General features: G+C 55.0%; 15 protein-coding genes and 1 pseudogene. 10 read left to right on the top strand and 6 right to left on the bottom strand.

Annotated elements, in window-relative coordinates:
- Positions 1–138: 138 nt before the first annotated feature.
- Both pntB and pntA read right to left on the bottom strand, forming a co-directional pair.
- Complete coding sequence (pntB, locus tag K2184_RS02745) at positions 139–1527, bottom strand: Re/Si-specific NAD(P)(+) transhydrogenase subunit beta (protein ID WP_004102583.1); 1389 nt, start codon at positions 1525–1527, stop codon at positions 139–141.
- A 10-nt stretch (positions 1528–1537) separates the two neighbouring features.
- Positions 1538–3067 (bottom strand): Re/Si-specific NAD(P)(+) transhydrogenase subunit alpha, encoded by a 1530-nt coding sequence (pntA, locus tag K2184_RS02740; RefSeq protein WP_004102585.1) that lies wholly within the window; start codon positions 3065–3067, stop codon positions 1538–1540.
- Positions 3068–3589: 522 nt separating this feature from the next.
- On the opposite strand from pntA, the gene ydgH reads away from it, so the two are divergent.
- From ydgH to folM, 3 genes are all read left to right on the top strand, one after another.
- Entirely contained in the window at positions 3590–4540 is a 951-nt protein-coding gene (gene ydgH / locus K2184_RS02735; protein ID WP_004102587.1) for a DUF1471 family protein YdgH, read from the top strand.
- 179 nt (positions 4541–4719) lie between these two features.
- Positions 4720–6102, top strand: coding sequence for an amino acid permease (locus tag K2184_RS02730; RefSeq protein ID WP_016810120.1), 1383 nt, complete (start codon positions 4720–4722; stop codon positions 6100–6102).
- 36 nt (positions 6103–6138) lie between these two features.
- On the top strand, positions 6139–6864 hold the full coding sequence (gene folM, locus K2184_RS02725; protein WP_163525513.1) for a dihydromonapterin reductase: 726 nt from the start codon (positions 6139–6141) through the stop codon (positions 6862–6864).
- Here folM and K2184_RS02720 read toward each other — a convergent pair.
- A complete protein-coding gene (locus K2184_RS02720) occupies positions 6861–7196 on the bottom strand; it encodes a GlpM family protein (RefSeq protein WP_064372202.1) in 336 nt (111 codons plus the stop codon). The two genes, folM and K2184_RS02720, sit on opposite strands and share 4 nt — an antisense overlap.
- 1031 nt (positions 7197–8227) lie before the next feature.
- Here K2184_RS02720 and iraM point away from each other — a divergent pair.
- From iraM to tus, 4 genes are all read left to right on the top strand, one after another.
- Positions 8228–8575, top strand: coding sequence for an anti-adapter protein IraM (iraM, locus tag K2184_RS02715; RefSeq protein ID WP_004102595.1), 348 nt, complete (start codon positions 8228–8230; stop codon positions 8573–8575).
- 310 nt (positions 8576–8885) lie between these two features.
- Positions 8886–9605, top strand: a complete 720-nt coding sequence (gene rstA, locus K2184_RS02710; RefSeq protein ID WP_004102597.1) for a two-component system response regulator RstA — start codon at positions 8886–8888, stop codon at positions 9603–9605.
- Between the two features lie 15 nt (positions 9606–9620).
- Positions 9621–10922: a two-component system sensor histidine kinase RstB gene (rstB, locus tag K2184_RS02705; RefSeq protein WP_004113401.1), complete on the top strand. Its 1302-nt coding sequence runs from the start codon at positions 9621–9623 to the stop codon at positions 10920–10922.
- Positions 10923–10998: 76 nt separating this feature from the next.
- Positions 10999–11931, top strand: a complete 933-nt coding sequence (gene tus / locus K2184_RS02700; RefSeq protein ID WP_163525511.1) for a DNA replication terminus site-binding protein — start codon at positions 10999–11001, stop codon at positions 11929–11931.
- Here the strand turns inward: tus and fumC are convergent.
- Together fumC and fumA are read right to left on the bottom strand one after the other, a co-directional pair.
- Positions 11921–13321, bottom strand: a complete 1401-nt coding sequence (fumC, locus tag K2184_RS02695; RefSeq protein ID WP_004113406.1) for a class II fumarate hydratase — start codon at positions 13319–13321, stop codon at positions 11921–11923. The genes tus and fumC overlap by 11 nt on opposite strands.
- A gap of 141 nt (positions 13322–13462) precedes the next feature.
- Positions 13463–15109 carry a class I fumarate hydratase FumA gene (fumA, locus tag K2184_RS02690; RefSeq protein WP_004102605.1) on the bottom strand — a complete coding sequence of 549 codons (1647 nt, stop codon included), beginning with the start codon at positions 15107–15109 and terminating at the stop codon, positions 13463–13465.
- Between the two features lie 197 nt (positions 15110–15306).
- Here fumA and manA point away from each other — a divergent pair, with 197 nt between their 5' ends.
- Together manA and K2184_RS02680 are read left to right on the top strand one after the other, a co-directional pair.
- A complete protein-coding gene (gene manA, locus K2184_RS02685; protein WP_163525509.1) occupies positions 15307–16485 on the top strand; it encodes a mannose-6-phosphate isomerase in 1179 nt (392 codons plus the stop codon).
- Positions 16486–16583: 98 nt separating this feature from the next.
- A complete protein-coding gene (locus K2184_RS02680; protein WP_004113410.1) occupies positions 16584–18131 on the top strand; it encodes a YdgA family protein in 1548 nt (515 codons plus the stop codon).
- Positions 18132–18156: 25 nt separating this feature from the next.
- On the opposite strand, the gene K2184_RS02675 is transcribed toward K2184_RS02680, so the two are convergent.
- Positions 18157–19185 carry a Mal regulon transcriptional regulator MalI gene (locus K2184_RS02675; RefSeq protein WP_004102611.1) on the bottom strand — a complete coding sequence of 343 codons (1029 nt, stop codon included), beginning with the start codon at positions 19183–19185 and terminating at the stop codon, positions 18157–18159.
- A 174-nt stretch (positions 19186–19359) separates the two neighbouring features.
- Between K2184_RS02675 and malX the strand changes: the two are divergent.
- Positions 19360–20505 (top strand): annotated as a pseudogene (gene malX / locus K2184_RS02670) (PTS maltose transporter subunit IICB); the annotation flags it as partial.
- Positions 20506–20540 lie beyond the last annotated feature (35 nt).

Here is a 20540-nt window from a genome sequence, read left to right as displayed (position 1 = left end):
TCAGTTTGGGTGAAAAACAGGCGTATTATATCACTCTGAACTGATGATTTTATGAGCAAATCATGGCTTCGCTGGCTATATAAAAAAGCCGTCTCAGAAGAGACGGCTTAAGAAGCACAGGTTTTAAAAGACCTGACTCTACAGCGCTTTCAGAATCGCATCGACGCTGGCTTTGGCATCGCCAAACAGCATGTGGGTGTTCTCTTTGAAGAACAGCGGGTTCTGTACGCCAGCATAGCCGGTGTTCATTGAACGCTTGAATACAATCACGTTCTGCGCTTTCCACACTTCCAGCACCGGCATACCGGCGATTGGGCTGCCCGGATCGTCCTGCGCCGCCGGGTTAACGGTATCATTAGCGCCGATAACCAGCACGGTGTCAGTGTCGGAGAAATCATCGTTGATCTCGTCCATTTCCAGCACGATGTCATACGGGACTTTCGCTTCCGCCAGCAGGACGTTCATATGGCCCGGCAGACGTCCGGCGACCGGATGAATACCAAACCGGACTTTGATTCCGCGCGCGCGCAGTCGTTCGGTGATTTCCGCTACCGGATACTGGGCCTGCGCAACCGCCATGCCGTAGCCCGGAGTGATAATGACCGACTGGGAACTTTTCAGCATCTCAGCGGTTTCTTCAGCGCTGATTTCGCGATGCTCGCCCACTTCTTCATCTCCTGTGGACGCCGTACCGTCAGAACCAAAACCACCGGCAATAACGCTGAAGAACGAACGGTTCATCGCCTTACACATGATATAAGACAGAATCGCACCGGAAGAACCCACCAGCGCACCGGTGACAATCAGCAGGTCGTTGCTGAGCATAAAGCCCGCCGCCGCCGCCGCCCAACCGGAGTAGGAGTTCAGCATTGACACCACCACCGGCATATCCGCGCCGCCGATGGAGGCCACAAGGTGCCAGCCAAAGGCCAGCGCGATGACGGTCATCACCAGCAGGCACAGCACCTGCATGCCAATGCTGTCGGTACGCACGAAGACGATCAGCAGCAGGAAGGATACGACCAACGCCGCCAGGTTCAGCTTGTGGCGGTTCGGCAGCATCAGCGGCTTAGAGGACATCTTGCCGCACAGCTTGCCAAAGGCAACCACGGAACCCGTAAAGGTGACCGCACCGATGAAGATGCCGAGGAACACTTCGGTCAGATGAATATTGACCAGAATCTGTTCCATACCGGTTTCGTGCTGCAGATAGCTGTTAAAGCCAACCAGCACCGCCGCCAGGCCAACGAAGCTGTGCAGAATCGCCACCAGCTCCGGCATCTCGGTCATTTCGACTTTCTTCGCCAGACGAATACCGATAGCGCCGCCGATGACCATCGCCAGCAGGATCCACGCGACGTTGCTGCTGTCCGGCCCCAGAATGGTCGCCACCAGCGCAATCGCCATCCCGGCAATACCGTAGTAGTTGCCCTGCTGGGAGGTTTCGTGTTTGGAAAGCCCCGCCAGGCTAAAAATAAACAGAATCGCGGCAACAATGTATGCAGCTGTAACTAATCCACCAGACATTTGTTACCCCTTATCCTTTGCGGAACATTTTCAGCATGCGCTGAGTGACGGTGAAACCACCAAAAATATTAATGCTGGCGATCAGCACCGCGATAAAGCTCAGAAAGCTGACCCAGCCGCCGTGGCCTATCTGCAATAATGCCCCGACGACGATAATGCCGGAGATGGCGTTGGTGACCGACATCAGCGGCGTATGCAGCGCATGGGAGACGTTCCAGACTACGTAATAACCGACCACGCAGGAGAGCGCGAAGACGGTAAAGTGGCCGAGAAACTCTTTCGGCGCGACGCTTGCCAGCCAGCCGAACAGAATAATCGCCAGCGCCATCAGCGCATACTTGCGCAGCGGCGAGCTCGGTTTCTCCTCTGTTTTTGGCGCTTCAACCTTTTTCGCTGCCGCCTGCGGCTGAGCAGAAACCTGAATGGGCGGAGCGGGCCAGGTGATTTCACCCTCGCGAACCACGGTAACGCCGCGGATAACGACATCATCAAAATCGATAACGACATTGCCGTCTTTCTCTTTACACAGCAGTTTAAGCAGGTTAACCAGGTTAGTGCCGTACAGCTGCGACGACTGCGTCGGCAGACGTCCCGGCAGATCGGTATAACCGATGATCTTCACGCCGTTAGCGGTGGTGACCACTTCGCCCGGTACGGTGTATTCGCAGTTGCCGCCGTTTTGTGATGCCAGATCCACCACTACGCTGCCCGGTTTCATGGAGTCAACCATTTCGCGGGTGATCAGCTTCGGCGCCGGTTTGCCCGGAATCAGGGCGGTGGTGACAATAATATCAACATCTTTGGCCTGCGCGGCAAAGAGCGCCATCTCGGCTTTGATAAAGGCTTCGGACATGACTTTGGCATAACCGTCGCCGCTGCCCGCCTCCTCTTTAAAATCCAGCTCAAGGAACTCGGCGCCCATACTCTGCACCTGCTCTTTGACTTCCGGGCGGGTATCGAACGCGCGGACAATCGCGCCCAGGCTGTTCGCCGCGCCGATGGCCGCGAGCCCGGCAACCCCTGCGCCGATGACCATTACCTTCGCAGGAGGAACCTTACCTGCTGCGGTAATCTGCCCGGTAAAGAAGCGACCAAACTCATGGGCGGCCTCAACAATCGCGCGGTAGCCGGCGATGTTGGCCATCGAACTTAACGCATCCAGCGACTGCGCGCGCGAAATACGCGGCACCGAATCCATCGCCATCACGTTAATATTCCGCGCCGCCAGTTTTTCCATCAGCTGCGGATTTTGCGCGGGCCAGATGAAGCTGATCAGCGTCGTGCCCGGATTCAGCAGCAGAATTTCATCGTCATCAGGGGCGTTAACTTTCAGAATGACGTCAGACTGCCACACGTCATTACCGCTCACGATCTCCGCTCCAGCCTGAACGAAGGCTTCGTCGTCGAAACTGGCCAGTTTACCGGCGCCGCTTTCTACCGCGACGCTGAACCCGAGTTTCAGCAGCTGCTCCACCGTTTTCGGCGTTGCGGCGGCCCGGGTTTCCAGGGCGAGTCTCTCTCTTGGTACACCAATACGCATAGTTTTCCCTTCCATCGGTTTTTGATGATGGTTTACTTTTCTTACAAACGACCGTTGCGAAGGCGGATGAACGCGCCTGGCAACATATGTCTGAAAAAATGAAACAGTAACAAACTTTTTATAACCTACTGAAAATACCGATTGTGATCTACAGCGATAAAACAGAAATTTTGATTTTATTGGTAAAACGCACGGCTAACCGTGTCAGGCAGCAATATTTACCTCATTTTCATGCCAGCACCTGATAATTCGCCTGGATGAGGGGTTAATTCACCATTTATCGCCATCTGGATCATAGTATTAACATTACGTTAACTTATGAAAGTGATATTGATTATCGATTTTGCTGGTCAAGCGGCTGTTTTTTCAACATATCGAAAAATGTTATATTTCTGCACTATACGTTTAGAGCGACAACTGAAAATTGACGCAGACAGTCACTCACGATAAATGCAATAATCAAACGTTTTCAGTCAACAACAACACCAGTACATGGTTTGCGCAAGGCAAAGGATTATTTTTATGAAGCTTAAGAACTCACTCCTGGCGTCTGCTCTTCTGGCTACAACCGCGTTGTCTGCCCACGCAGCGACCGAGCTGACCCCGGAGCAGGCGGCGGCGCTGAAGCCCTACGATCGCGTAGTGGTCACCGGTCGTTTTAACGCCATTGGCGACGCCGTGCAGGCAGTTTCCCGTAAAGCGGACAAAGAAGGCGCAGCTTCCTTTTATGTTGTCGACACGTCTGATTTTGGCAGCGGCGGCAACCTGCGCGTAACGGCCGATTTTTATAAAGAAAACGCCCCGCAGGCCGACGCGCCTAAAAATCGCATTATCAACGGCGTGATGGAATTACCGAAAGACCAGGCCGTTGAGCTGGAACCGTTCGATACCGTTACCGTGCAAGGTTTCTACCGCAGCCAGCCGGAAGTCAACGACGCCATCACTAAAGCGGCTAAGGCCAAGGGCGCCGCCTCTTTCTTTATCGTGCGCCAGGTTGATGCTAACCAGGGCGGCAACCAGCGTATCACCGCTTATATCTACAAAGCGGATGCCAAAAAGCGCGTTCTGCAAAGCCCGGATGCGATCCCGGCCGATTCAGAAGCCGGACGCGCCGCGCTGGCAGAAGGCGGAGAAGCGGCTAAGAAAGTGGAAATTCCGGGCGTTGCGACGACCGCAGCGGTCGGTTCCGGCACTGGCGTAGGCCGTTTCTTTGAAACGCAATCCTCTAAAGGTGGACGTTACACCGTCACGCTCCCGGACGGCACCAAAGTTGAGGAAGTGAACAAAATTACCGCCGCGCAGATGGTTCCTTATGACAGCATCAAGTTCACCGGTAATTTCGGTAACATGACGGAAATCTCCTACCAGACGGCTAAGCGCGCCGCGAAGAAAGGCGCGAAGTACTATCACATCACACGCCAGTGGCAGGAGCGCGGTGGCAACATCACTATCAGCGCCGACCTGTATAAATAACGGCGTCTGAACTGAACAAAAAGGCGGCGATCTGTCGCCTTTTCTTTTTTTTTCATTTATCTCCATTGCATGCATACAAAACACTCCGTAAAATCCCGCGCCTTAGCGTAATCCTCCATTTTTATGCGATTCCGCCAAATAAATATTCTTAGATTGATGATTGTCACCTCGGGAACGCCATGGAAAAGAAACTGGGCCTTAGCGCCCTGACCGCGCTGGTACTCAGCTCGATGCTGGGCGCGGGTGTATTCAGTCTGCCGCAAAACATGGCGGCCGTCGCCAGTCCTTCCGCGCTGCTGATTGGCTGGGGCATTACCGGCGTGGGGATCCTGTTCCTCGCCTTCGCTATGCTGCTGCTTACCCGCATCCGCCCCGACCTCGATGGCGGCATATTTACCTACGCCCGCGAAGGCTTCGGTGAACTGATTGGTTTCTGCTCCGCCTGGGGCTACTGGCTGTGCGCGGTTATCGCGAATGTTTCCTATCTGGTTATCGTGTTCTCGGCGCTAAGCTTTTTTACCGATACTCCCGAGCTGCGCCTGTTCGGCGATGGCAACACCTGGCAAGCTATCGTCGGCGCATCCGCGCTGCTATGGATTGTCCATTTCCTGGTGCTACGCGGCGTCCAAACGGCGGCGGGTATCAATCTCGCCGCGACGCTTGCCAAGCTGCTGCCGCTCGGCGCGTTTGTCGCGCTGGCCGCCTTTGCGTTTCGCATGGAGACCTTCCGGATTGATTTTAGCGGTCTGGCGCTGGGCGTGCCGGTATGGGAGCAGGTGAAAAACACCATGCTGATCACCCTGTGGGTATTCATCGGCGTGGAAGGCGCGGTCGTGGTTTCCGCTCGCGCGCGTAATAAACGGGATGTCGGACGCGCAACGCTGTTGGCGGTACTCTCCGCGCTGGCGGTCTACCTGCTGGTGACGCTTCTCTCTTTAGGCGTCGTACCGCGGAGCGAGCTGGCGGAAATACGCAATCCGTCAATGGCCGGGCTGATGGTGCAAATGATGGGCCCGTGGGGCGAGATCGTGATCGCTGCCGGGCTGATTATCTCCGTCTGCGGCGCTTACCTGAGCTGGACGATAATGGCGGCGGAAGTCCCCTATCTGGCTGCAACCCATAAAGCCTTTCCGCGTCTGTTCGCGCGCACCAACAAAAACAATGCGCCGTCGTCTTCGCTGTGGCTCACCAATATTAGCGTGCAGGCTTCACTGGTATTGATTTGGCTGACCGGCTCGGATTACAACACGCTGCTGACGATCGCCTCCGAGATGATTCTGGTCCCTTATTTTCTGGTCGGCGCATTTCTGCTGAAGATTGCCCGGCGCCCGCTGCACAAGGCGGTAGGCGTCGGAGCCTGCATTTATGGCTTATGGTTATTATATGCGTCCGGCCCTGTGCATTTATTGTTGTCAGTGATACTTTACGCTCCGGGTCTTCTGGTGTTCCTGTATGCCCGTCGTACACACCAGCACGATCGCCCGCTTAAACGCCGTGACCTGGCATTAATTGGTTTTTTGCTGGTTGCCGCCGTACCGGCAACGTGGATGTTGGTAGGGTAAGCGGTTACCCTGCCGCTGAACTCATAGGAGATACCCATGGCTGACATCCAGCCTCGCCCGATCCTGATTACCGGTGGAGGCCGTCGCATCGGTCTCGCCCTGGCTCGCCATTTTCTGGCCCGGCAGCAGCCCGTTATGATCAGCTACCGCACATGGTATCCGGCCATCGACGAACTGCGTAATGCGGGTGCCGTTTGTCTGCACGCGGATTTCAGCACTGACGACAGCATTCTGGCGTTCGCCGAAGAAGTAAAAGCGCAGGCCGCCGACGGCCTGCGCGCCGTCATTCATAACGCCAGCGGCTGGATGGCTGAAAAACCGGGGATCCCGTTAACCACGGTGCTCGCCAGCATGATGCAAATTCACGTCAACGCCCCTTACCTGCTCAACCATGCGCTGGAGAGCCTGCTACGCGGTCACGGACAGGCCGCCAGCGATATTATTCACATTACCGACTACGTCGTGGAGCGCGGCAGCGACAAGCATATTGCCTATGCGGCCAGCAAGGCGGCAATGGATAATATGAGCCGCTCGTTCGCTCGTAAGCTGGCGCCGGAAATCAAAGTTAATGCCATCGCCCCATCGCTGATTTTATTTAATGAAGGCGATGATGCGGAGTACCGCAAACAGGCCCTCGACAAATCGCTGATGAAAATCGCGCCGGGTGAAAAAGAGATCGTTGATCTGATCGAGTATCTCTTCGGCAGTCACTACGTTACCGGGCGCTCGTTTGCCGTCGACGGCGGACGACATCTGCGCTAGTGAAAACGGCTCCAGCCGATAATCAACAGCCACGCGCACAGGCTCCAGCACACCACCGCGCCTGCCAGAGCAAACGGCAGGCGCATGATGCCGGTGAAATACCATAGCGAAAGCAAATAGATAAAGTACGGAATGATCGACCACATTCCGAATACGATGGTGGTTCGCAGCGCCTCGATCCCCCGCTCGCTGGCAACGATATAGTGCGCAATCAGGGCGAAAGTGGGAAAGAGCGGAATCAAGCCGGCGATATAGTAATTCTTCGTTTTAGAAAGTATGCCGATCAACACGACGACCAGCGCGCCGAGCAGCGCTTTTATCAACAGCCCCATTCCTTTGCCTTAACATTTAAACAACAAGAACCTGCAGCATAACCTAAGTCCCGCTGTTGATAAATGTGCAAACGCAGACACCATGGCGCAGAATCCGCCAGCGCCCTGAATCCCATCATCACAATGGCCTCGCCTATCACTCTGATGCCTTATGAACAGTTATTAATGCTTGCCGTAGTGACAATTTACCAGGAAACAGAGTCTGCTATTTCCGGCTAATTTTACGCCTGCTAACCCCATGAGCTTAAATAAATTATTTTATCAAACGAGGCGTAAAGGATTAGTCGATTTTTCGTTCATTATAGCGGATTAAGATTTATCGCAAGCATTATTGCTCATCCATTTAGCGTATTTCTTTTTTGCAGCCTCCGCAGGCAAAGCCCCCTTCCTGAACGCCGGCCTTCCGTTTTTACGGGCCTACAAAAGAAATAAATATCAATTATATCGTGCGTTAAATAGAGCTATTATCTGGAACTAAATGATACACATCAATACCTACTAAATATGGTAGAAACCATTTATTGACATGGATGGTTTTTCATCTTAATCGCTTGCTTTTGCGTTATTCTACTTGCGCATAACCTTAAATAGCGCACGTAGCCTTTTTTGAGAAAAAGAGCACAATAAGGCACAATTTATTGACTTAGATCAATATAAAACCGATTTCATATAAAAGCATACTTTGCCATTAATCAAAGCAACCGCAGTGAATAAGATCGTAATTAACTGATTTTACGATCTTTCGATCTAAACATAATATCCATTGCAGAATATAATTCTGTTCATAACATGCATTTCAGTTTATTAGTTCACTCCTGCCGAGTTTTTCGAATCTTTTACTTGTTGCTATTATCTTTACTAGTATTAGACACTCATATAACCGCAATCATTTTATATTAGCCTGAATAAGAACCAGCTAAAGGAATCTTCATGTTCGGACCTGCGTTATACACAATCCAAAAGCATCTGAAACTCATTAAACTATATTTATCAACGCGAAAATGCTCGTGAATTACTGGAGAGCGTCTAGCATGGAGTGGAATATTGAAAATAGTCTTGTATGTCCTTTAACTGGAACAGGATTTTCAGTTGCGGCCAGTGCCAGAAATCTGAAATTAATTATATGGTATAATGGAGATTATTTTTTGAACATCGGTTCGGTTATTAACATCACGCAAGATGACGTCTTCATAAACGGTGAGCCCGGCGACTTACAGGTTATTCATGCTTTTCCCTATAGCGAAAAGCTATGGTCAACGCTGACAAAGTTTATCCAGTGCCCCGGCAATCAAAATCCAACGCTGCTAATTTGCAACCGAAGAAGCATCTGCAAATTCGTCCTCTGCCCCTACGGCGCCAGGCAAAAGAGCATGGAATAAGGCAGCTTCGATCTCACCTTAATTTAGCAGCATCTATTTTGTACGGGCAGAAGCTCTTCAGCCAGTCCTGCCCGCATCCAGCACGATGCGCTAAACGCGCGGCAAAGCATAAATCTGATCAATCATTGCGCGAATTCAGCCATCATAGCGAATTTCATCGCTAACTCATAGCTCATATTGATGCCCGAATAGTTTACAATGACAACAGTGAATTAACGGGCTACGCCCTGATGATGCCTTAAGCGTGGCACTGACCGCGCCTAAGGGCAACAGATTCAATCAGCCAGAGATGAGTGTAAGCATACACGCTATGAATAAAATTGTTTTCGTTGAGGATGATGCCGAAGTAGGCGCGCTGATTGCGGCCTATCTCGGGAAACATGATATGGACGTCGTGGTTGAGCCTCGCGGTGACCGTGCCGAAGAGGTTATCGCGCGCGAAAAGCCCGATCTGGTGCTGCTGGATATCATGCTGCCCGGTAAAGATGGGATGACGTTGTGCCGGGATTTACGCGGCCAGTGGCAAGGGCCCATCGTGCTGCTTACGTCACTGGATAGCGATATGAACCATATCCTGTCGCTCGAAATGGGCGCCAGCGATTATATTCTGAAAACAACGCCACCCGCAGTGCTGTTAGCCCGACTGCGTCTGCATTTGCGCCAGCATGTCCCCCCCCAGGACAGTAGCGGCGTCCCCTCCTCGCTGACGCCGCATAAAGCGATCGCTTTTGGTTCGCTGAGTATCGATCCGGTCAATCGTCAGGTTATGCTCAGCGGGGAAAACGTCGCGTTGTCCACCGCGGATTTCGATCTGTTATGGGAGCTGGCGACCCACGCAGGACAAATTATGGATCGGGATGCGCTATTAAAAAACCTGCGCGGCGTAAGCTACGATGGTATGGACCGCAGCGTCGACGTCGCCATTTCGCGTTTGCGCAAAAAGCTTCTCGACAACGCGACTGAGCCTTATCGCATCAAAACGGTACGCAATAAAGGCTATTTATTCGCCCCGCACGCGTGGGACAATTAATTTACGGATCTGGCTATGAAAAAGCTGTTTGTACAGTTTTACCTCCTGCTGTTCGTCTGTTTTCTGGTAATGACGATGATGGTCGGCCTGGTGTACAAATTTACCGCCGAGCGAGCAGGCCGCCAGTCGCTGGATGATTTGATGAAGAGCTCGCTGTATCTGATGCGCAGCGAGCTGCGCGAGATCCCGCCGCGCGACTGGAGCAAAACGCTCAAAGAGCTGGACCTTAATCTTTCATTCGATCTGCATATCGAGCCTATCAGCAAATTCAAGCTCTCGGAAAACTCGATGCAGCATCTGCGCGCTGGCGATATCGTAGCCCTGGACGATCAGTACACCTTTATTCAGCGTATCCCTCGTAGCCACTACGTGCTCTCCGTCGGCCCGGTACCGTATCTCTATTTTTTGCATGAGATGCGCCTGCTGGATCTGGCTCTGATGGCCTTCATTGCTATTTCGCTGGCCTTTCCCGTATTCATCTGGATGCGCCCCCACTGGCAGGATATGCTGCGTATCGAAACCGCCGCTCAGCGCTTCGGCGACGGGCATCTTAGCGAGCGGATCCACTTCGATAGCATGTCCAGCTTCGAACGGCTGGGCGTGGCGTTTAATCAGATGGCCGATAATATCAACGCGCTTATCGCCAGCAAAAAACAGCTGATCGACGGTATTGCCCATGAACTGCGCACCCCGCTGGTGCGTCTGCGCTACCGCCTGGAGATGAGCGAGAACCTTACAGAAGCCGAATCACAGGCGTTAAATCGCGATATCGGCCAGCTGGAGGCCCTGATTGAAGAGCTGCTGACCTATGCGCGCCTCGATCGCCCGCAGAATGAACTGAAGCTGACGACCCCCAATTTCCCGGCGTGGCTCGGCGATCGCGTAGAAGATATTCAGGCGGTGAATCCCCAGCGCGACGTTGCGCTAAGCGAAGTCGTGGACGGAAATTACGGCGCGCTGGACATGCGCTTAATGGAACGAGTGCTGGATAACCTCGTGAACAACGCCCTGCGCTACAGTAACCAGCGTATTCAGGTCAGCCTGACGCTGCAGGGTTCGCGCGCAACGCTGCGCGTCGAAGATGATGGTCCAGGTATCGCGCCCGCTGAGCGGGAGAAAGTGTTCGAGCCGTTTGTTCGTCTCGACCCCAGCCGCGATCGCGCCACCGGCGGCTGCGGTCTTGGTTTGGCTATCGTCCACAGTATTGCCCAGGCAATGGCTGGCGAAGTCCATTGCCAGGCGAGCGAGCTCGGTGGCGCCTGTTTTTGTTTTAGCTGGCCGGTTTATCATCAGCTGCCGAATTTTACCTCGGCCTGATGAGCCCTTGCGCAGGAGCTGAGGTCTGCTATAGTTTAAAAAAACATAAAGTATGTTGTAACTAAGGTGGAGAAATATGGCCAGCTATGACCTCGTTGAACGTCTGAACGACACCTTTCGCCAGCTCGAGCGTGAACTGCAGGCGCTTAAACAGGCCCTGAGCCAGTGCCGTCTGCTGGCTGCGCGCGTCTTTGAGCTGCCGCCGGTCAGCAAAGATGCCGAACACCAGCCGCTGGAGAACATCAACGTGGTTCAGCACACCGGTAAACCCGCGCTGGAGATGGCGCTCAAACACTATAGCCACCTGTTTATCCAGCAGCAGTCGGAAACCCGCAGCAGTAAGGCTGCCGTGCGTTTGCCCGGCGCGATCTGCCTGCGAACTGAGGCCAGCGAGCAGGCAGAACTATTACGCAAGATCGCCCATATCAACGTTCTTAAAGCGACCTTCGAGAAGATTATCACCGTCGATTCCGGTCTTCCCGCTACCGCACGATTTGAGTGGGTCCATCGCCACCTGCCGGGACTGATCACGCTGAGCGCCTATCGCACGCTCACCCCGTTAATTGACCCGAGCACTATCCGCTTCGGCTGGGCCAATAAGCATGTGATTAAAAATCTCACCCGCGACCAGGTTCTCATGCAACTGGAAAAAAGTCTTCAGTCGCCCCGCGCGGTTCCGCCGTGGACGCGCGAACAGTGGCAAAGCAAGCTGGAGCGAGAGTACCAGGATATTGCCGCCCTGCCGCAGCGGGCAAAGCTGAAGATAAAGAGGCCGGTAAAGGTTCAGCCTATCGCCAGGGTGTGGTATAGCGGGCAGCAAAAACAGGTGCAATACGCCTGTCCAGGGCCGATGATCGCGCTGATATCCGGCACGCAGGGCGTTAGCGTGCCGGACCTCGGAGAGCTTCTGAACTATGACGCCGGGAGCGTGCAGTATCGTTATAAACCGCAGGCGCAATCGCTCAGGCTAATGATTCCGCGACTGCACCTGTGGCTGGCTAGCGAATAGCCATACTGCCTACCATATCTTCAGGGCGCACCCAGCGGTCAAATTCCTCTTCCGTCAGGTAGCCGAGCGCCAGCGCGGAGGCCTTGAGCGTTAACCCCTCTTTATGCGCCTTTTTGGCAATTTCCGCCGCTTTGTCGTAGCCAATATGAGTATTCAAGGCGGTAACCAGCATCAGCGACTCATTGAGCAACTGGCTGATGCGCTCGCGGTTAGGTTCAATGCCTGACGCGCAGTGCTCATTAAAGCTCGCCATACCATCAGCCAGCAGCCGCACCGATTGCAGGAAATTGTGGATCACCATCGGGCGGTAAACGTTGAGCTCAAAGTTGCCCGAAGCGCCGCCGATGTTTACCGCGACATCGTTACCCATCACCTGACAGCAGACCATAGTGAGGGCCTCGCACTGGGTCGGGTTAACCTTGCCCGGCATAATCGACGACCCCGGTTCATTTTCCGGGATCGCAATTTCGCCGATGCCGCAGCGCGGACCGGAGGCCAGCCAGCGCACATCGTTGGCGATTTTCATCAGCGAAGCGGCCAGCCCTTTCAGCGCGCCGTGGGCATGCACCAGCGCATCAACGGTCGCCAGCGCTTCAAACTTGTTCGGCGCGGTCACAAACGGTTGGCCGCTCAGGGCCGCCAGCTCGGCGGCGACGCGTACAGCGTATTCCGGATGGGTATTAAGCCCGGTTCCCACCGCCGTGCCGCCCAGCGCCAGTTCCGCCAGATGGGGCAAGCTATGGTCAATATGCCGGAGGTTATGCTCGAGCATGGCGACCCATCCTGAGATCTCCTGGCCGAGCGTCAGCGGCGTCGCATCCTGCAGGTGGGTGCGGCCGATTTTGACAATATCGTTGAAGGCCAGGGATTTATCATTAAGCGTTTGCTTCAGAATGTTGAGCTGCGGGATCAGCTTTACCCGAAGCGCAATCATCGCCGCTACGTGCATCGCCGTCGGGAAAACGTCGTTAGAGCTCTGGCTCTTGTTAACATCATCGTTAGGATGCACCTTACGCTCCATCCCGCGTACCCCGCCCAGCAGTTCACTCGCACGATTAGCCAGCACCTCATTCATATTCATGTTGCTTTGCGTACCGGAGCCGGTTTGCCAGATTGCCAGCGGAAACTCGTCCGGATGCTTGCCTGCCAGCACTTCATCCGCAGCCTGAATAATCACCTGCGCTTTTTCTGCGCTCAGAAGACCGAGATCGTTATTCACCTTTGCCGCCGCACGCTTGGTCAGCGCCAGCGCATGAATAAGCTCGACCGGCATTTTTTCCGTCGAGATGCGGAAATGTTCCAGCGAGCGCTGAGTCTGCGCGCCCCAAAGCCTATCGGCAGGCACATCGATTGCGCCCATAGAGTCTTTTTCACTGCGATGCGTTGTCATTACTTTCTCCTTGGATTCAAAGTGCGTAATAGCGACAAAGCTCACCTGCTTAAAGCGTAAAGTATGGGTCAGATTTATAAGTTATTTTGGTGGTTCGTGCCGCTAAGCGGCATAAAAAACCGCCCCGAAGGGCGGCTGAGCTTATTTCACGCAGCGGGCGCACTGCGAACTCTGGATCTGCTGGAAGAAGTCATTGCCCTTATCATCCACGAGGATAAACGCCGGGAAGTCTTCAACTTCAATTTTCCAGATAGCCTCCATCCCCAGCTCCGGCCAGGCCACGCACTCCAGACTACGGATGCTCTGCTGCGCCAGTACCGCCGCCGGACCGCCGATGCTGCCGAGGTAGAAACCGCCGTGCTTGTGACAGGCGTCGGTCACCTGCTGGCTGCGGTTACCTTTGGCTAACATGATTTTACTCGCTCCATGCGCCTGCAGCAGATCGACGTAGGAGTCCATACGGCCTGCGGTGGTCGGGCCAAGAGAACCGGAAGCGTAGCCGTCAGGGGTTTTCGCCGGGCCCGCGTAGTAGATCGGGTGGTCCTTGACGTACTGCGGCAATTCCTCGCCATTATCGATGAGCTCTTTCAGCCTGGCGTGGGCGATATCGCGCGCCACGATAATCGTACCGCTCAGCGACAGGCGGGTCGACACCGGATACTGCGACAGCAGCGCCAGAATATCGCTCATCGGCTGGTTCAGATTGACCTTAACCGCTTCTCCCTCGCCGGCCTGACGCAGATGCTCGGGAATATACTTGCCCGGATTGCTCTCCAGTTTCTCAATCCAGATCCCCTCGCGGTTGATCTTCGCTTTGATGTTGCGATCCGCGGAGCAGGAAACGCCCATGCCCACCGGACAGGAGGCGCCGTGGCGCGGCAGGCGGATGACGCGAATATCGTGGGCGAAATATTTACCGCCGAACTGCGCACCGAGGCCAAGGTTCTGCGCTTCCAGCAACAGCTCGTTTTCGAGCTGAATATCGCGGAAGGCCTGGCCGTGCTCGTTGCCCTCGGTCGGCAGACCATCGTAATACTTCGTTGAGGCCAGCTTAACGGTTTTCAGAGTAGACTCCGCCGACGTGCCGCCAATCACAAAAGCAATATGGTACGGCGGGCAGGCCGCGGTCCCCAGCGTGCGCATCTTCTCGACGAGGTAATTTTTCAGCTTCGCCGGAGTAATTAACGCTTTGGTTTCCTGATACAGATAGGTTTTGTTAGCCGAGCCGCCGCCTTTGGCGATGCAGAGGAATTTGTACTCCTCGCCGTCGGTAGCGTAGAGGTCGATTTGCGCAGGCAGGTTAGTGCCGGTGTTGACCTCTTTATACATATCCAGCGGCGCGTTCTGCGAATAGCGCAGGTTATCCTGGATATAGGTGTTGTACACGCCCTGCGCCAGCGCGGCTTCATCACCGCCGCCGGTCCACACGCGCTGACCTTTCTTGCCGGTGATAATTGCGGTACCGGTGTCCTGGCAGGTCGGCAGCACGCCTTTGGCGGCAATATCCGAGTTGCGCAAGAACTGTAGCGCCACGTATTTATCGTTGTCGCTGGCTTCCGGGTCGTTGAGAATATCGGCGACCTGCTGCTGGTGCGCCGGGCGAAGCATAAAGGAGGCGTCGTGGAAAGCGTGCTGTGCCAGTAAAGTTAGCGCCTGAGGTTCAACTTTCAGAACTTCCTGGCCGGCGAATTCGGCGACGGAGACGTAATCACTGCTGAGGAGGTAATACTCGGTATCGTCCTTTTTCAGTGGAAAAGGATCCTGATATACAAAGGGTTTATTCGACATTGTACTCTCACTTACTGCTTGGCTGATTATATTTCAGGCAGACACTCCATTTGCCCGTAGAAAAGCGAGTCGATCGATTCTACACAATTTTTTAACAAAAACTGAGACAAGGACGACTTTTTCTTCGCACCGGTTGCTTCTCGGGCGTTTGCTGGTTTAATAGTGCCATTACTATCAAGTGGAAACAGGGATTGAGAATGCAAAAACTCATCAACTCAGTGCAAAATTACGCCTGGGGAAGTCATACCGCCTTAACCGAACTTTATGGCATTGCTAACCCAAACAACCTGCCGATGGCGGAGCTGTGGATGGGCGCGCATCCGAAGAGCAGCTCGCAAATTCTCGATGACGCCGGAACGCCGCGTTCTCTGCGCGATGCAATCGACAGCGATAAAACGACCCTGCTTGGCACCAAAGTTGCCGAGCGTTTTGGTGAACTGCCGTTCCTGTTTAAAGTGCTGTGCGCCGCCCAGCCGCTCTCTATTCAGGTTCACCCGAACAAACGGGCCTCGGAAATCGGGTTTGCCAAAGAGAATGCCGCCGGGATCCCGCTTGATGCCGCCGAACGTAACTATAAAGATCCGAACCACAAGCCGGAGCTGGTTTTCGCGTTAACGCCGTTCCTTGCCATGAACGCCTTCCGCGAGTTTTCCGAAATCGTGAAGCTGCTGCAGCCGGTAGCTGAAGCGCATCCGGCAATAGCGCAGTTCCTGGCGCAGCCTGACGCCGCCCATCTGAGCCAGCTGTTTGCCAGCCTGCTGAACATGAAAGGCGACGAAAAAGCGCACGCCCTGAGCGTACTGCAGAGAGCGCTGGACAGCGAGCAGGGAGAACCATGGCAGACTATCCGCCTGATCGCCGAGTTCTATCCGGACGATAGCGGCCTTTTCTCTCCGCTACTGCTCAACGTGGTCAAGCTGAATCCCGGCGAGGCGATGTTCCTGTTTGCGGAAACGCCGCACGCCTACCTGCAGGGCGTGGCGCTGGAGGTGATGGCCAACTCCGACAACGTCCTGCGCGCGGGATTGACGCCGAAGTACATCGATATTCCGGAGCTGGTGGCAAACGTCAAATTTGAACCCAAACCCGCTGGCGAACTCCTGACCCAGCCGGTCATTCACGGCGCGGAGCTGGACTTCCCCATCCCGGTTGACGATTTTGCTTTCTCGCTGCACGACCTTTCAGCGCAGGCGTCCACCATCGCCCAGGATAGCGCGGCGATCCTGTTCTGCGTCGAGGGTGAAGCGACGATCGTGAAAGGCGAACAGCGCCTGACGCTGAAGCCGGGCGAGTCGGCTTTCGTGGCGCACAACGAATCACCGGTACAGGTCAGCGGCAGCGGTCGCGTGGCGCGCGTGTTTAATAAGCTCCAGTAAGTTACTGAACTTTTTAGCCACAGTTGCTAGACTTTCACTCATCATGACAACACAACCAGGCGGCCCAATCCGCCTGGTTTCATTTATGGACAAATGCTATGAAAAAATCGCTGGTCGCAGCAGGAGTTATCATCGCGCTGGGCGTCGTCTGGACGGGCGGCGCGTGGTACACAGGGAAGCAGCTGGAAAGCCGCATTGCCGATATGGTGCAGCAGGCGAATGCTCAGCTGCAAAGCAGCGCGCCGCAGGCTGGCGTAGAGCTCACCTATCAGGACTATCAGCGCGGTCTGTTCAGCAGCCGTTTACAACTGGTCCTGAAACCCATCGCCGGCAAAGCGCCCCGCTGGCTGGCCGCCGGACAGTCGCTGGTGTTTGACGAAGTTGTCGATCACGGCCCCTTCCCGCTGGCTTCACTGAAATCCTTTAACCTCGCCCCGGCGATGGCATCCGTCAAAACCACCTTAGTGAACAACGAGGCCAGCAAGTCGCTGTTTGACATTGCAAAAGGCGAAACGCCGTTTACTATCGATACCCGCATCGCCTACAGCGGCGACAACCAGTCCGCTATCGTGCTGAAACCGCTTGATTACGCGAAAGACGACGAGAAAGTCACTTTTAGCGGCGGCCAGTTCCAGCTTAACGCCGATCGAGAGGGAAAAACCCTCAGCCTGAGCGGCGAAGCGGGCAGCGGGCAAATTAACGCGGTCAACGAATACAATCAGAAGGTACAGCTCACCTTTAATAATCTGAAAACCGACGGTTCCACCGAAATGGCCAGCTTCAACGAGCGTATTGGCAAGCAGGCCATCTCGCTGGAAAAACTGGCGATTGGCGTTGAAGGAAAAGAGCTGGCGCTGTTTGAAGGGATGAAAATCGACGGCAACTCTTCGCTGACCGCAGACGGCAAAGGGATTAACAGCCAGCTGGACTACACCGTCAACAGCCTGAAGCTGCAAAATCAGGATATCGGTAGCGGCAGGCTGACCCTGAAGCTGGACAATATTGATGGTGAAGCTTTCCATCAGTTCAGCCAGAAGTACAATGCCGACGCCCAGGCGCTGATGGCGGACCCTCAGCTGGCGCAGAATCCTGAGCTGTACCAGCAGGCGCTAACGCAAACCTTCTTTAGCTCACTGCCGATGATGCTGAAAGGCAGCCCGTCCCTGACCATTTCTCCGCTGAGCTGGCGCAACGCGAAGGGCGAAACCACCCTGAATCTATCGATTCTGCTCAAAGATCCGTCGCTGACTACCACTCCGCCGCAGACGCTGGCCGAGGAAGTGGATCGTAGCGTCAAATCTCTCGACGGCAAGCTGGTGATCCCGGTCGATATGGCGACGGCGTTTATGACTCAGATTGCCGGGCTGGAAGGCTATCAGCCCGCCGACGCCGCTAAGCTTGCAGAGCAGCAGGTGAAAGGCCTGGCGGCGATGGGACAGATGTTCCGTATTACCACTATGGAAGATAACGCCATCACCTCCAGCCTGCAGTATGCTGACGGCCAGGTGACGCTGAACGGGCAGAAAATGCCGCTGGATGAGTTTGCCGGGATGTTCGGTTTAGCGCTTCCCCCTGTCCCGGCGCCCGCTGAGCCGCAGGAGACGCTGCCGCAAGAAGTGGTACCGCCAGTCGCGCCGCAGCAATAAATGATATATAGCCCCTCACCAGGGGCTATTTACGCGTAATCAGCCGAGGAGAGATGATCTGGTTTCGCGCCGCTCCCTGCCCCTCTTCCATACGCCGTAAAATACACTCCGCCAGGCTTTGCCCCATCTCCCGGGCGGGAGTCGTAACCCAGGTCAGCGGCAGATCATCCAGCGCCTCCTCGGGTAATTCCGCAAATGCCGCCAGCGCGACCCGCTGTTCGAAATAGCTTTCAACGCCATCCTCTCCGCTCTGTCGCCCGGCGCGCATCAGGCCAAACCACGCCCCGGTCGCGATCACGCTGTTATAACAGAGCACGGCGCTAATGGTCGGGTTTTGCCGCAGCAGGGCCGTCATCGCCTCCGCCGCCTGCTTCTGGCTTGAGCCGCACTCCACTACCCACTCGCTATGAAACGGCAGGCCATATTTCAGCAGGGTGGCGCAGTAGCCGCCAACCCGTTCGGCGCGCGTCAGGGATGAACTTTGCCCTCCCAGCCAGGCAATGCGCTGATGACCGCGGCGGATCAGGTGCTCGGTGACAATTTGCGCCGCCTGCATATTATCCGGGCGGATCAGGTCCACATCGTCGAGATAGCTGGCGCGGGAGGCGAAGACCAGCGGCATTCCGGCTTCCGCCGCGCGATCGCGCAGTTCGCCCCCCCGATCGATGGCGCCGGCAATCACTACGCCATCGACCCCCTGCGAAACCAGGGTATCAAAACGCTGGAGCATTTTTTCTCCGCTGTGCCCGCCCTGGGTGAGGAAGACCATTCTGCCCTGCGACTCAAGCGCATCGGTCAATCCGGCGGTCATCTCCGCGTAGAAAGGCTTCGACAAGTCGCTGACGATCAGGCCAATCACCCCGCTCTGGCCGCCGCGCAGGGACGCCGCCTGGCGGTTACGCACAAAGCCCAACTGTTCAATGGCGTGATTGACGCGCTCGCCGGTTGCCGACGAAATACGCCCCTTGCCGCTCAGTACCAGCGAGACGGTACTGACGGATACCCCCGCCGCCTGCGCGACATCATTAATGGTAATTTTTTTCGCGATAGCCATAACTGCAGGCCGACTCCCTTTGGCTGTCGATAAAACGTTTTATCAGGATGCCCTCTTTATAAACTTTATTATCGCTGGAATATGTGATTTTTATCGCACTAAAGTTTGGTAAAACGTTTTATCTTTTCGTGGCGTTGCATCCTACCGATAACTTTTAGAACCAGGATTCATGTTATGACGGCGAAAACAGCAAACAAAATTACCTTGTGGGAGTTTTTCCAGCAGCTCGGGAAAACCTTCATGTTACCCGTAGCATTACTCTCCTTTTGCGGGATCATGCTGGGGATCGGCAGCTCTCTGAGCAGCCATGATGTCCTGACGCTTCTGCCGTGGCTGGACGTGCCGCTGCTGCAGGCCGTTTTCGTCTGGATGGGCAAAGTCGGCTCCTTTGCCTTCAGCTTTCTGCCGGTGATGTTTTGTATCGCCATTCCACTGGGTCTGGCGCGAGAAAACAAAGGCGTCGCCGCGTTTGCCGGTTTTGTCGGCTACGCGGTAATGAACCTGGCGGTAAACTTCTGGCTGACGGCCAAAGGTATTCTGCCGACCACCGATGCCGCCATCCTCAAAGCCAATAACATCCAGAACATTATCGGTATTCAATCGATCGACACCGGGATCCTCGGCGCGGTGATCGCCGGGATCATCGTCTGGATGCTGCACGAACGTTTCCATAACATCCGCCTGCCCGACGCGCTGGCCTTTTTTGGCGGTACCCGCTTTGTGCCCATTATTACGACCGTGGTTCTCGGCCTGGTCGGTCTGGTGATCCCGCTAATATGGCCCGTTTTCGCCATGGGGATTAACGCACTCGGCCAGGCCATCAATAGCGCAGGTGATTTCGGACCGATGATCTTCGGCACCGGTGAACGCCTGCTGCTGCCTTTTGGCCTGCACCATATTCTGGTGGCGCTGATCCGCTTTACCGAAGCGGGCGGCACCCTGGACGTTTGCGGTCATAGCGTCAGCGGCGCGCTGACGATTTTCCAGGCCCAGCTAAGCTGCCCGACCAGCCACGGCTTCGCCGAGAGCGCGACCCGCTTCCTGTCACAGGGTAAAATGCCGGCATTCCTCGGCGGCCTGCCGGGCGCAGCGCTGGCGATGTATCACTGCGCGCGTCCGGAAAATCGCCATAAGATTAAAGGCCTGCTGATTTCCGGCGTTATCGCCTGCGTGGTAGGCGGCACCACCGAACCGCTGGAATTCCTGTTCCTGTTCGTCGCGCCGGTTCTCTACGTTATCCATGCGTTACTGACCGGCCTGGGCTTTACCGTAATGGCGATCCTCGGCGTGACAATCGGCAATACTAAGGTAAACTACATCCCATTAAGATTCGAAGCGTAAAAATCAATACCCGC

It is taken from the genome of Klebsiella sp. K5-306 (assembly GCF_051835185.1).
Lineage (GTDB): Bacteria > Pseudomonadota > Gammaproteobacteria > Enterobacterales > Enterobacteriaceae > Klebsiella > Klebsiella oxytoca.
Note: the sequence above shows the minus strand (reverse complement) of the source record. Positions and strands in the feature narration are given on the sequence as shown.